This window comes from Microbulbifer aggregans (genome assembly GCF_020524005.1).
Taxonomy (GTDB): domain Bacteria; phylum Pseudomonadota; class Gammaproteobacteria; order Pseudomonadales; family Cellvibrionaceae; genus Microbulbifer; species Microbulbifer aggregans_A.
Genome location: NZ_JAIVKK010000002.1, coordinates 1 through 12,777 on the forward strand (window position 1 = coordinate 1; position 12,777 = coordinate 12,777).

The window sequence follows — 12,777 nt, forward strand, 5'->3', positions numbered from 1 at the left end:
CACCACAAGCGAAAGCCAAACTCTCTCCGAATGGATCAGCTTTCAACTCTGATCCATCTCCGAAAATGACTAGATAATCGGTTATTTCTGCCATAAATATGAATCACGACTCTTGTGAGTTTTAACGCCGCCAGCAGAGGCGGCTTACTTTGTGCGCTTTTTGCGCGAAAATGGGAGCGTAGCGACCGCGCAAAAAGTGCACAGAGTAAGCCGTCCTGCGGAGGGCCGAAGGCCCGGAGCGAACTGCCTGGCCTTGTTATTGCTGGCGCGCTCCGACCTAATTACTAGCACTCTGCCTGCCACCCTGTGGCTGGCCACTGCCCGAAAATTGCGAGGAAAGAATACCGCACTTTCCCCAACCTACTTTTTTTATAGGCACACGACAATACTGCAGCGGAGCACCCTCTTCTACCAAACCCGAGCGAACACTCTAGGAACGAAACTACTTGGATGCACACAGGCAAAAAGCCAAATGCTGGTTGCCAAAACTGTGCGCAAAACTTGCCGTACCAAAAATATTTATTTTTACCGACCGGCACAATAACGCCGCGCTCAGCCGCAGCTTACTTTGGGCGCTTTGTTGCGCAAAATAGGAGCGGAGCGACCGCGCAACAAAGTGCACAAAGAAAGATGTCGGCTGCAGCGCCTGGTTATGGCTGACGCGCTCCGAAGCACCTACGGGCACCGAATGCGCAGAAACTCCTTAAAAACGAGGAAAGAGCTTACGGCTTCCCCCCAACCAATTATTCTCTTATTGGCACTCCGCGTTATTGCAGCGGAGTTGCCGCGATTCCTACGGACTTAAACAAAAGCACTAGGAACGAAACTGCTTGATTTTATCATGGCAAATAGCCAAATACTGCGGGCCCAAACAGTGCTTTCAATTACACGCTGGCACACGCCACAAATTTTTCGGCCCGGCACCATAACGCCGCCGGCAGGGGCAGCTTACCTTGTGCGCGTTTTGCGCAAAAATGGGAGCGAAGCGACCTGCGCAAAACGTGCACAAGGTAAGCTGTCCCGCGGAGGGCCGTAGGCCCGGAGCAAACTGCCCGGCCTTGTTAGCAGGGGCCCTACCACCCTAGAAAATTGGAAACAAACGTTAGCAGTAAAAGAGAGAATATTACGGAGAATGAATAGCTAACGAACTTTTTCAGCCGCTTGTATTCTGCATCCCCTGCTTCAGTGCTAACTTCATATTCAAATTTTTTACCTGTCAGCGCATGTTGCTGCATGTGTAACAACAGAAAATATGAATCATCGCAATTTTCTATGTGCTTGGACAACCGGCTTGATAATAAATAGCCCATTAGGCCATAGGCGATGACGATTCCGAAAGTGACAAAAAACAGATTTATAGTTATCACTGCGTATACCTGCTAACGCCGTGCTCAGCGGCGGCTTACTTTGCGCACTTTTTGCGCGAAAATGGGAGCGCAGCGACCGCGCAAAGAGTGCGCAAAGTAAGACGTCGGCTGCAGCACCTTGTTAGTGCAATTTATACCCAGCATAGGTAGTACCTCAGACAACTTCCCTAAAAAGGGCCGAAGAAACTCCCCCTCTTTGTCACCCGCAATATTCTCTAAAAAGCAGGTACAAATGGCATTGGCTAGCAGATCAGAATCATCAGGATCAGGCGCAACAATTCCTTCCATGAGTTGAGAAAAGGCTATGCACTGAGACTTGGTGTAAAGCTTAAAATGATTTCTATAAAAATCTGTAAGGCATGCCATCAAGCTGTGTTCAGTAAACGAACCATCATCTTCTCTATAGATATCTTCATTTTTCCATGACTCTTCAAACCCTGGAAAAATTGCCACCAATTTACTGAGATAGTCTTCTGTATTCATGTATGCACTAACGCCGCGCTCAGCCGCAGCTTACTTTGGGCGCTTTGTTGCGCAAAATAGGAGCGGAGCGACCGCGCAACAAAGTGCACAAAGTAAGATGTCGGCTGCAGCGCCTGGTTATGGCTGACGCGCTCCGAAGCACCTACGGGTACCGAATGCGCAGAAGCTCCTTAAAAACGAGGAAAGAGCTTACGGCTTCCCCCAACCAATTATTCTCTTATTGGCACCCCACGTTACTGCAGCGGAGTTGCCGGGACTCCTATGAACTTAAACGAAAGCACTAGGAACGACACTACTTGATTTTATCATGGCAAAAAGCAAAAGGCTGCGAGCCAAAACAGTGCTCAAAATTACACGCTGGCACAGGCAACCATTTTTACGGCCCGGCACCATAACGCCCAGCGCAGGCGCAGCCAGCGCGGAGCAGCTTTTGTGTTAATGTTTGAGCGCCAGCGAGTAACACAAAAGGTGCGTAGCGTTGGCTGTCGCTCTGCCGCTGTTTGTTAGGCAATTATACGGAGTTCCAATATAGCCTGGTTGGGACTAGTTTTTTAACCTCTTCTTTTACCGCTAAATACTGGACCTCAATGCTTTTAGGCTCTCCCTTAAGATTGATATACTCCAACACGAAGTTGTAGTCTTGCTCTAATTCAATGCCTCTTATCCATGGGGTGATGTAGATATCACGGACAGTGTTCACTCCCCCCAAATTTTTTAAATGAACATGATCATTATACTTTTCGCTATCTTTGAACCATGAGTCTCTAAGCGTTAGTTCAACACCCCGGCGACTCAAGAGCTCCATGCCACCTTCTGATTTCAAAGAAATTGAAGTTATCGCTATTGGAGTATCTTTGTACTCGTGATCTGAAGATATGTGAACGATAATTCTAGGTGGAAAGTCGTAGTGCCGAATGTGCTGTTGATCTTTAGCCTCCCTAGAAACAAGAGTACTTTCCGTGAGAATCAAAATACTTAGATCACCATCTGTGTAATTCGACTGAATCGGCTGCAGCTCCGCAGCCGTGAAGTGTATTTTCGTACATGAAGAAACTATCAATGCGAGCACTACTATAAAAATGGCTTTTAACACGGATGTATCTCTGGTTGCGTTGCCTAACGCCGCCAGCAGGGGCAGCTTACCTTGGGCGCGTTTTGCGCGAAAATGGGAGCGCAGCGACCTGCGCAAAACGTGCACAAGGTAAGCTGTCCCGCGGAGGGCCGAAGGCCCGGAGCTTTACTGCCTGGCCTTGTTATAAATCACCCCCGTGCTCTCTACGAAGCACGCTGCATAGCTCGCCAGCACGTTCGTAGGAGATACCTAGTATCTCCAAAACTTTTGAACTTGGGACAGAACTTGCCCCGTATAAGAGTTCTCCAAAACAACTTGCAGCTGCTGCAGCTATTAATTGTGGTTGCTCTCTAAGAGATTTCGGCCAGTCTTCCACTAAAGAGCGCATCTGCGATTTGTCCATGCCAAAAAGAGTTGGGCATTCCCAATCCCACTTGTCAATCCAGTACGTTAATGCTCTATGGATCGCTTGACTTTCTTGTGCACTGAATTCGTTCATGATTTATAACAGTTATATCGTGGGCGAGGTGCGCAATTTTGGCTGCCCACTATCCGCCGTGTTATTTTGCGTAAAGAATGCGTCCTAAGCCCCATGGCGTCAAGGTTTCGGACCGTGCATCAACCAAACCTACCAGGACATAATGTTTCACTCTGCCCACTATCACACCCTGAACATAACCCGGTAACTATTTGATTTGAATCATTTTTTTCGGATATGGCTCTTTCTTCCACAGATAGTGGGCACTGTAATCGTTTGTAATCGGAGATTGCTGGAAAAAACCCCAAGCACTGTATATAAATACAGATCAAATGCCGTAATTGGGGGCCCCCATGGAAGATGTGCCTCGCCCACTACCCGCTCAGCCAACTAGATTTATGGATCGCCTGCGTGCTTTTATGCGTACCAAACGGCTGGCATACAGGACGGAAGAAACGTATTGCCGGTGGATTCGAGACTATATCCGGTTTCATAACATGCAGAGACCGGAGAAGCTCGGGGCTGAGCAGATTGATGAATGGCTCTGTCACCTCGCCTGTAACCGGTCTGTATCAATCAACACGCAGAAAACAGCGCTCAATGCTTTGGTATTCCTGTACACACAGTTCTTGCGCCGTGACATTGGTCACTTGAACTTCACTCGCGCCAATAAAGGGCGGAAATTGCCTGTCGTGTTTAGTCACGACGAAGCAATGCGAGTGCTGTCCCTCCTCAGGGGCCAGTGTTGGCTTGCTGCATCTCTAATGTATGGATCAGGATTACGGGTAATGGAAGCCGTGCGCTTACGTATACGTGATTTGGACTTTGACAATTTAGCTCTGACTGTAAATGAAGCGAAAGGCAGTAAGGCACGCCGGGTTCTGTTACCCCAGTCACTCGTTATGCCATTGCGGGCCCAGATTGATATGGCAGTTGCTTTACACCGTCAGGATCTGGTGAAGGGGTGTGGTTCTATCTACGTGCCGGGCGCAAAGTCCAGTAAGCCCGCACACCGCAACCTTGCGTTATTGTATCTATTTCCCGCTGATGAGCCTGCATTCTGCCCGTATATGCAAGTGATGCGCCGTCATCATATGCGCGAACAGCAGGTACGACGCGCTGTCGCACGAGCAATTGAAAAGGCTGGCGTGAAAAAGAAGGCCAGCTGCCATACGTTTCGCCATTCTTTCGCAACCAATCTACTTGCGGCAGGGAGCGACATCCGGAATATCCAGGAGCTGCTGGGACACAGTAACGTCAGGACAACGATGATCTATACCCATGTAATCGGTACACATACAGAGGGAGTACGGAGCCCCCTGGACCTCATCACTCAATAGTAGAGGCTTTATTTGTTGGAAGAGTGAAGCAGAAACGTATAGGTAGCATTACAAAGGCGTATAGGCGAGTTTCATCACGGCAAAAAAAACGGGCCCACCAGGGGCCCGTCTTTATAAGAAAGCAAACGGCCAATTACCAGCCAGTTACTTCCTTCAGTGCATTACCGATTTCCGCCAGGGAGCGGACGGTTTTAACACCAGCGTCTTCCAGCGCAGCAAACTTCTCGTCTGCAGTGCCTTTACCGCCAGAGATGATCGCACCAGCGTGGCCCATGCGCTTGCCGGGAGGAGCGGTTACACCAGCGATGTAGGAAACCACCGGCTTGGTGACGTTTTCCTTGATGTAAGCAGCCGCTTCTTCTTCAGCAGAACCGCCAATCTCACCGATCATAACGATCGCTTCGGTCTGCGGGTCGTTCTGGAACATTTCCAGAATGTCGATGAAGTTGGAGCCCGGGATGGGGTCACCACCGATGCCCACACAGGTGGACTGACCGAAGCCGTGGTCGGTAGTCTGCTTGACCGCTTCATAGGTCAGGGTACCGGAACGGGAAACGATGCCCACTTTACCCGGCTTGTGGATGTGGCCCGGCATGATGCCGATTTTGCACTCACCCGGAGTGATCACGCCCGGGCAGTTCGGGCCGATCAGGCGTACGCCCAGCTCGTCGCACTTAACCTTGGCATCCAGCATATCCATGGTAGGAATGCCTTCGGTGATGCACACGATCAGCTTGATACCGCCGTTGGCTGCTTCCAGGATGGAATCCTTACAGAAAGGCGCCGGTACGTAGATTACAGATGCTTCTGCACCGGTAGCTTCTACGGCTTCTTTTACGGTGTTGAAAACCGGCAGGCCCAGGTGAGTCTGGCCGCCTTTGCCCGGGGTTACACCGCCGACCATTTTTGTACCGTACTCGATAGCCTGCTCGGAGTGGAAAGTACCCTGGGAGCCGGTGAAGCCCTGGCAGATTACTTTAGTATCTTTGTTAATCAGTACTGACATGATTATTTACCCTCCGCAGCTTTAACCACTTGCTCTGCCGCGTCGGTCAGGCTGGTGGCAGCGATGATGTTCAGGCCGCTGTCGCTCAGAACCTTGGCACCCAGGTCGGCGTTGTTACCTTCGAGGCGAACAACAACCGGGATCTTAACGCCAACTTCTTTAACCGCACCAATTACGCCTTCTGCGATCATGTCGCAGCGTACGATGCCGCCGAAGATGTTGATCAGAACGGCTTTTACGTTCTCGTCAGACAGGATGATTTTGAACGCTTCAACTACACGCTCTTTGGTCGCGCCGCCACCAACGTCCAGGAAGTTGGCCGGCTTGCCGCCGTGCAGGTTGACGATGTCCATGGTACCCATGGCCAGGCCAGCACCGTTAACCATGCAGCCGATGTTGCCATCGAGTGCCACATAATTGAGGTCCCACTTGGCTGCGTGTGCTTCGCGCTCGTCTTCCTGAGACGGGTCGTGCATTTCACGCAGGTCCGGGTGGCGGTACAAGGCATTGCTGTCGATCACGATTTTCGCGTCGAGGCAGTGCAGGTTTTTCTCTGGGGTGATTACCAGCGGGTTGATTTCCAGCAGGGCCAGATCTTTCTCTTCGAACATCTTGGCGAGGCCCAGGAAGATCTTGGTGAACTGCTTGATCTGATCGCCTTCCAGACCCAGCTGGAACGCCAACTCACGCGCCTGGTAAGGCTGAGCGCCTACCAGCGGATCGATGGTGGCTTTCAGGATTTTTTCTGGAGTCTCTTCCGCAACTTTCTCGATCTCAACACCGCCTTCGGTGGAGGCCATGAAAACGATACGACGGGTAGCACGGTCAAGGACCGCACCCAGGTACAGTTCCTGATCGATGTCGGTGCAGCTTTCAACCAGGATGCGGGAAACCGGCTGGCCGTTTTCGTCTGTCTGATAAGTTACCAGGTTGTTACCCAGCCACTTCTTGGCGAATTCTTCAATTTCCGCTTTGGAGTCTACCAGCTTAACGCCGCCCGCTTTACCGCGGCCACCAGCGTGCACCTGGGCTTTAACAACCCACTTGTCTCCGCCGATTTCGTCTGCTGCCGCTGCTGCTGCTGCCGGGGTTTCCGCTGCGATGCCTTTGGAAACCGGCAATCCGTATGCTGCAAACAGTTGTTTGCCCTGATACTCATGCAAGTTCATAGTCAATACCAATTCACATTTGAAATGTGTTTACCAATTGCAGATTGCTCTGCACCTTTAAACAAAATCCTGAAATTGCCCAAGTCTTTAAAAAAACGTTACAAATCCAGAATCCTGAAATGAAACCGGGGCGGCTTTTGATGGCCGCCCCGACATGCAAATCGCTTACTTGCGCTTTTTACGGTTAGCGATATGAATCGCGTGGCCGTTTACAGCCAGTGCCGCTTCCTTCACGGTCTCAGACAGGGTCGGGTGACCGAACACAGTCATACCGATGTCTTCCGCGCTGGAACCAAATTCCATGGCGATCGCTACCTGCTGCACCAGATCCGCCGCAGACGGGCCAACGATGTGGGCACCGAGAACGCGATCAGTTTCGGCGTGAGCGATGATTTTCACCATACCGCTGGTTTCGTTCGCGGCAACCGCACGACCGGAAGCAACAAACGGGAAAACACCTACGTTATAGGGTTCGCCGTCCGCTTTCACCTGCTCTTCGGTACGACCGACAGCAGCGATTTCCGGGTGGGTGTAGATTACGTTCGGGATCACGTCGTAGTTCATCATCGGCTTCTGGCCAGCGATGCGCTCGGCAACCACCACGCCTTCTTCAGACGCTTTGTGGGCCAGCATCGGGCCGCGCACTACGTCACCTACCGCCCATACGCCCGGTGCAGAAGTCATGCACAGGTCGTTGACGTAGATGAAGCCGCGCTCGTCCAGTTTCACGCCGGCGTCTTCAGACAGCAGGCCTTCGGTGAACGGACGACGGCCAACGCAGACGATCAGCTTGTCGAAAGTTTCTTGTTGCTCTTTACCTTCCTTGTCCTGGTAGGTAACAACAACTTCTTTGCCCTTTACTTCGGTACCAGTTACACGGCAGGACAGGCGGATATCCAGGCCTTGCTTCTTCAGGATCTTCTGGGATTCTTTCGCGATCTGCTGATCCATAATGGACAGGAAGTTGTCCAGTGCTTCCAGTACAACCACATCAGAACCCAGGCGGTTCCACACAGAGCCCAGCTCCAGGCCGATTACGCCCGCACCGATCACACCCAGGCGCTTGGGTACGGAAGTAAATTCCAGTGCACCAGTGGAATCAACGATGATTTTATCGTCTACCGGTGCAGGCGGAATGTTCACCGGAACAGAACCGGATGCCAGGATCACGTTTTCGGCTTCGTAGATAGTGGCGTTGCCGTCTTTATCGGTCACTTCCACTTTCTTGCCGGCCAGCAGTTTGCCAGTGCCCTGAATGGAGGTCACTTTGTTGGCCATGAACAGACCGGCGATACCGCCAGACATCTGCTTAACTACGCCGTCTTTACGCTCGATCATTTTCTTGACGTCGATCTTTACCTTGCCGGTGTCGATGCCGTGAACGTCGAGAGAGTCTTTTGCTTCGTGGTATTTCCAGGAGCTGTCCAGCAGCGCCTTGGAGGGGATACAGCCCACGTTCAGACAGGTGCCGCCGTTAACGACCTTGCCTTCCTTATTGGTCCATTTCTCGACGCAGGCAGTCTTCAGACCCAGCTGCGCTGCGCGAATTGCGGCTACATAACCACCGGGGCCTGAGCCGATTACGATTACGTCAAATTTTTCTGACATGGTCCGTTCCAAATTTGGTGAATTCAGTGTGCGAACGGGGCCGTTCCCGGCCCCGATATTTTTATACTTCCAGCAGGATGCGCGCCGGGTCCTCGATCATTTCCTTGATCGCAACCAGGAAGCCAACCGCTTCCTTGCCGTCGATCAGGCGGTGATCGTAAGACAGGGCCAGGTACATCATCGGCAGGATTTCCACCTTGCCGTCTACCGCCATCGGGCGTTCCTGGATCTTGTGCATGCCCAGGATCGCAGTCTGCGGCGGGTTCAGGATCGGGGTGGACAGCAGGGAACCGAATACACCACCGTTGGTGATGGTGAAGGTACCGCCGGTCATCTCGTCGATGGTCAGCTTGCCGTCACGGGCGCGCAGGCCCATGTCACGGATGTTGTTTTCGATATCCGCGAGGCCCAGGTGCTCGGCGTTACGCAGTACCGGTACAACCAGACCTTTCGGGGAGGAAACTGCAACACCGATGTCCTGGTAACCGTGGTACACAATGTCGTTGCCATCGATGGAAGCGTTAACCGCGGTGTAACGCTTCAGCGCTTCGGTTGCCGCTTTTACAAAGAAGCCCATGAAGCCCAGGCGAGTGCCGTTGTGGGTCTTCTCGAACAGATCTTTGTAGTTTTTACGCAGATCCATGATCGGCTTCATGTTCACTTCGTTGAAGGTAGTGAGCATGGCGGTGGACTGGGAAGCATCCAGCAGACGCTCCGCGATGCGCTTGCGCATACGGGTCATCGGCACACGCTTTTCAACGCGCTCACCAGCAGCCACTTCAACCTGCGCTGCAGCAGCCGGAGCGGCTGCGGCAGCCGGAGCAGAACCGGCCTTCATCACGTCTTCTTTCAGTACGCGACCGCCTTTACCGGAGCCTTCAACGCCGGCCAGGTCTACGCCCTTTTCCGCCGCCATTTTCTTGGCGGAAGGCATGGCAATTTTTTCACCGCCTGCCGCAGGGGCTTCCGCTTTTTCTTCAGCTGCAGGAGCAGCTTCGGAAGCGGCACCGGCGCTTGCGCCCGCACCTTCTTCAAAAATAGCGATCACTTCGTTGGAAAGAACGGTGTCGCCCTCGCCTTTGATGATTTCACTGAGGGCACCGTCTGCCGGTGCGACAACTTCCAGCACCACTTTGTCGGTTTCAATATCCACGATCAGTTCATCGCGGGACACGGCTTCGCCCGGTTGTTTGTGCCAGGTGGCAACAGTGCCGTCCTGAACGGATTCCGGGAAAGTTGGCGCTTTAATCTCGATCGTCATTTTCCTGTTTCCTGAGATTGCTCTTCGTTGTACTGCTGCCTTATTTGACAGTCAGCGCCTCGTTGATGAACGTATTCTGTTCTTCCAGGTGCGTGGACATGTAGCCCGCCGCAGGTGCAGCAGAAGCCGCGCGGCCGACATATTCCAGCTCCAGTTTCGGGTGTGCTTCTTTCAGCAAGCGACGCAGGTGGTGCTGGCTGGAGTACCAGGCGCCCTGGTTCATTGGCTCTTCCTGACACCAGGCGACGCTCTTGATGTTCTTGAATGCGGAGATCGCAGCCAGGAATTCATCATCCGGGAACGGATACAGCTGTTCGATACGTACGAAAGCCACATCATCCTGCTCGCGCTCCATACGGGCTTCCAGCAGGTGGTAATACACTTTACCGGAACACAGGATCAGTCGTTTCACCTTGGCCGGATCGACGCCATCATCCTGGATTACGTTGTGGAACTTGCCGTTGGCGAGTTCGTCCAGGCTGGAAGTAGCCAGCTTGTGACGCAGAATCCACTTCGGGCTCATGATCACCAGCGGGCGGCGCATCGGGCGGATAGCCTGACGACGCAGCAGGTGGAAGATCTGTGCCGGGGTGGTGGCGTTACACACCTGGATATTGTGCTCGGCGCACAGCTGCATGAAGCGCTCCAGGCGGGCGGAAGAGTGCTCCGGGCCCTGGCCTTCGTAGCCGTGTGGCAGCAACATGACCAGACCACACATCCGGCCCCACTTGTGTTCACCGGAAGTGATGAACTGGTCGATAACAACCTGGGCACCGTTGGCGAAGTCACCAAACTGGGCTTCCCACACCACCAGGGATTTCGGGGTGGTGGTGGCGTAGCCATATTCAAAAGCCAGTACCGCTTCTTCAGACAGCAGCGAGTCGTACATATCGAAACGCGGCTGATCTTCAGACATGTGCTGCAGCGGCACGTAAGTCTGGCCGTCTTTCTGACTGTGCAGTACGGCGTGGCGGTGGGAGAAGGTACCACGACCCACGTCTTCACCGGTAAAGCGAACCATATAGCCCTGCTCCAGCAGCGTACCGTAAGCCAGGGTTTCCGCCATGCCCCAGTTCAGCGGCAGTGCGCCACCGGCCATCTTGCGGCGGTCTTCGTAAATTTTGGAGACCTGACGTTGCATGACGATACCATCTGGAACGGTAGTCATACGGGTGGCCACATCTTTCAGCTTGGTCAGCTCAAAGCTGGTATCGCCTTCAGCAGTCCACTCGTGGTTCAGGAACGGGCGCCAGTCCACAAACATGGAGGCATCCGGTTCTTTCACCAGACCAGTGGCTACATCTTCACCGCGATCCAGTTTATCGCGGTAGTCGTTCGCCAGTTTGTCCGCTTCAGCCTTATCAACCACACCTTCCGCAATCAGTTTTTCCGCGTACAGGGTACGGGTCGTCTTTTGCTTGCGAATAAGCTGGTACATCAGCGGCTGAGTGCCGGACGGATCGTCGGTCTCGTTGTGCCCGCGACGGCGGTAGCACACCAGATCGATCACGATGTCTTTCTTGAACTCGTAGCGGTAATCCACTGCCAGCAGGCCTGCCAGTACTACGGCTTCGGGATCGTCGCCGTTCACGTGCAGTACCGGGGCGTCGATCATCTTGGCCACGTCGGTACAGTACTCGGTGGAACGGGCGTCTTCGCGCTTGCTGGTGGTGAAGCCCACCTGGTTGTTCAGCACAATGTGGATAGAGCCACCGGTGTAATAGCCACGGGTCTGGGACATCTGCAGGGTTTCCTGCACCACGCCCTGACCGGCAAATGCCGCATCGCCGTGAATATTGATCGGCATTACCTTCTCGCCGGTGCTGTCACCGCGACGGTCCTGGCGTGCGCGCACAGAGCCCACAACCACCGGCGCACAGATTTCCAGGTGCGAGGGGTTAAAGGCCAGTGCCAGGTGCACTTCACCACCGGGGGTCATCACGTTGGAAGAGAAGCCCTGGTGATATTTAACGTCGCCGGAGGTATCCAGGGTTTTCTTGCCCTCGAATTCCTCAAACAGGTCCGCCGGGTTTTTACCCAGAATATTGACCAGGGTATTCAGACGACCACGGTGGGCCATGCCGATCACGATTTCTTTCACCGCGTAAGTGCCGGAGCGACGGATCAGCGCATCCATCAGCGGAATCAGGCTCTCGCCGCCTTCCACACCGAAGCGCTTGGTGCCCGGGTACTTGGAGTCCAGGTGACGCTCAAGACCTTCCGCAGCAGACAGGCGCTGCAGGATCTCAATGCGAATATCGTTACCGTAATTGGGCTTGGACTGGCTGCGTTCAAGACGCTGCTGGAACCACTGCTGCTCGTCCAGGTTGGAGAGGTGCATGATTTCAGCACCCAGGCTACCGCAGTAGGTTTTTTCCAGGCCTTCGACAATTTCGCGCAGGGTTGCTTCGCCATTGCAGAAGAACAGGTCACCGGTCTGGAAGGTGGTATCAAAATCCCCTTCAGTCAGGCCGTGATAGTTCAATTGCAGGTCCGGCACCTGTTCGCGCGCCATCAAACCGAGCGGGTCGAGCTTGGCTTTCTTGTGGCCGCGATGGCGATAGGAGTTGATCAGTTGCAGAACTTTGATCTGCTTGCGCTCATGCTCAATATTCACAGAGCCGGCGCCTGGGGCGGACAGCGGGCGGGTACGGTTTTTGGCCAACAGCTCAAAGTGCTGACGAATGGCCGCATGTGACACATCGCCACCGTTTACGCGGGGCAAGCTGTCGAAGTAATTGCGCCACTCTTCCGGGACGCCATTGGGATCGTGCAGATAGGTCTCGTACAGCTCTTCCACGTAACCGGCGTTACCACCGGAAATGTGCGAAGTGCGCCAGAGCTCCTCCATTGTACTTTCGTGCATTAATGCCTACCTCGATTGTCGGCGCCTCCCCTGCTGCGCCGCTCTTTCCTGTCTTTTCACTCACAAAAGGGGAGGCGCCACAAAGACACCTCCCCTCTTTTGTATAAGCCTGACAGCTGCGTTACTG

The 12,777-nt window shown here is 53.4% G+C and carries 8 protein-coding genes; 1 reads left to right on the top strand and 7 read right to left on the bottom strand.

Going from position 1 to position 12,777, the window contains the following annotated elements; genetic code table 11:
- Positions 1–1,391: 1,391 nt before the first annotated feature.
- The gene (locus LC093_RS04090; RefSeq protein WP_226662456.1) at positions 1,392–1,850 is read right to left on the bottom strand and encodes a hypothetical protein; all 459 of its coding nucleotides are present in this window, start codon (positions 1,848–1,850) and stop codon (positions 1,392–1,394) included.
- Between the two features lie 511 nt (positions 1,851–2,361).
- Positions 2,362–2,943 (bottom strand): hypothetical protein, encoded by a 582-nt coding sequence (locus tag LC093_RS04095; protein WP_226662460.1) that lies wholly within the window; start codon positions 2,941–2,943, stop codon positions 2,362–2,364.
- 810 nt (positions 2,944–3,753) lie between these two features.
- Between LC093_RS04095 and LC093_RS04100 the strand changes: the two genes are divergently transcribed.
- Complete coding sequence (locus LC093_RS04100; RefSeq protein ID WP_226662462.1) at positions 3,754–4,740, top strand: integron integrase; 987 nt, start codon at positions 3,754–3,756, stop codon at positions 4,738–4,740.
- Positions 4,741–4,873: 133 nt separating this feature from the next.
- On the opposite strand, the gene sucD is transcribed toward LC093_RS04100, so the two are convergent.
- The 5 genes from sucD to LC093_RS04125 all read right to left on the bottom strand — a co-directional run bounded on the left by sucD (position 4,874) and on the right by LC093_RS04125 (position 12,650).
- Positions 4,874–5,746: a succinate--CoA ligase subunit alpha gene (gene sucD / locus LC093_RS04105; protein WP_078086032.1), complete on the bottom strand. Its 873-nt coding sequence runs from the start codon at positions 5,744–5,746 to the stop codon at positions 4,874–4,876.
- Positions 5,747–5,748: 2 nt separating this feature from the next.
- Positions 5,749–6,915 carry an ADP-forming succinate--CoA ligase subunit beta gene (sucC, locus tag LC093_RS04110; protein WP_226662466.1) on the bottom strand — a complete coding sequence of 389 codons (1,167 nt, stop codon included), beginning with the start codon at positions 6,913–6,915 and terminating at the stop codon, positions 5,749–5,751.
- 165 nt (positions 6,916–7,080) lie between these two features.
- Positions 7,081–8,523 carry a dihydrolipoyl dehydrogenase gene (gene lpdA / locus LC093_RS04115; RefSeq protein WP_226662468.1) on the bottom strand — a complete coding sequence of 481 codons (1,443 nt, stop codon included), beginning with the start codon at positions 8,521–8,523 and terminating at the stop codon, positions 7,081–7,083.
- A gap of 61 nt (positions 8,524–8,584) precedes the next feature.
- Positions 8,585–9,784 (bottom strand): 2-oxoglutarate dehydrogenase complex dihydrolipoyllysine-residue succinyltransferase, encoded by a 1,200-nt coding sequence (gene odhB, locus LC093_RS04120; RefSeq protein WP_226662470.1) that lies wholly within the window; start codon positions 9,782–9,784, stop codon positions 8,585–8,587.
- Positions 9,785–9,824: 40 nt separating this feature from the next.
- Positions 9,825–12,650 carry a 2-oxoglutarate dehydrogenase E1 component gene (locus tag LC093_RS04125; protein WP_226662472.1) on the bottom strand — a complete coding sequence of 942 codons (2,826 nt, stop codon included), beginning with the start codon at positions 12,648–12,650 and terminating at the stop codon, positions 9,825–9,827.
- Between the last annotated feature and the right edge of the window lie 127 nt (positions 12,651–12,777).

Coding starts and splice junctions, on each gene's coding strand:
- LC093_RS04090 (WP_226662456.1), bottom strand. CDS start 1,850: ATGAATACAGAAGACTATCTCAGTAAATTGGTGGCAATTTTTCCAGGG.
- LC093_RS04100 (WP_226662462.1), top strand. CDS start 3,754: ATGGAAGATGTGCCTCGCCCACTACCCGCTCAGCCAACTAGATTTATG.
- sucD (WP_078086032.1), bottom strand. CDS start 5,746: ATGTCAGTACTGATTAACAAAGATACTAAAGTAATCTGCCAGGGCTTC.
- sucC (WP_226662466.1), bottom strand. CDS start 6,915: ATGAACTTGCATGAGTATCAGGGCAAACAACTGTTTGCAGCATACGGA.
- lpdA (WP_226662468.1), bottom strand. CDS start 8,523: ATGTCAGAAAAATTTGACGTAATCGTAATCGGCTCAGGCCCCGGTGGT.
- odhB (WP_226662470.1), bottom strand. CDS start 9,784: ATGACGATCGAGATTAAAGCGCCAACTTTCCCGGAATCCGTTCAGGAC.
- LC093_RS04125 (WP_226662472.1), bottom strand. CDS start 12,650: ATGCACGAAAGTACAATGGAGGAGCTCTGGCGCACTTCGCACATTTCC.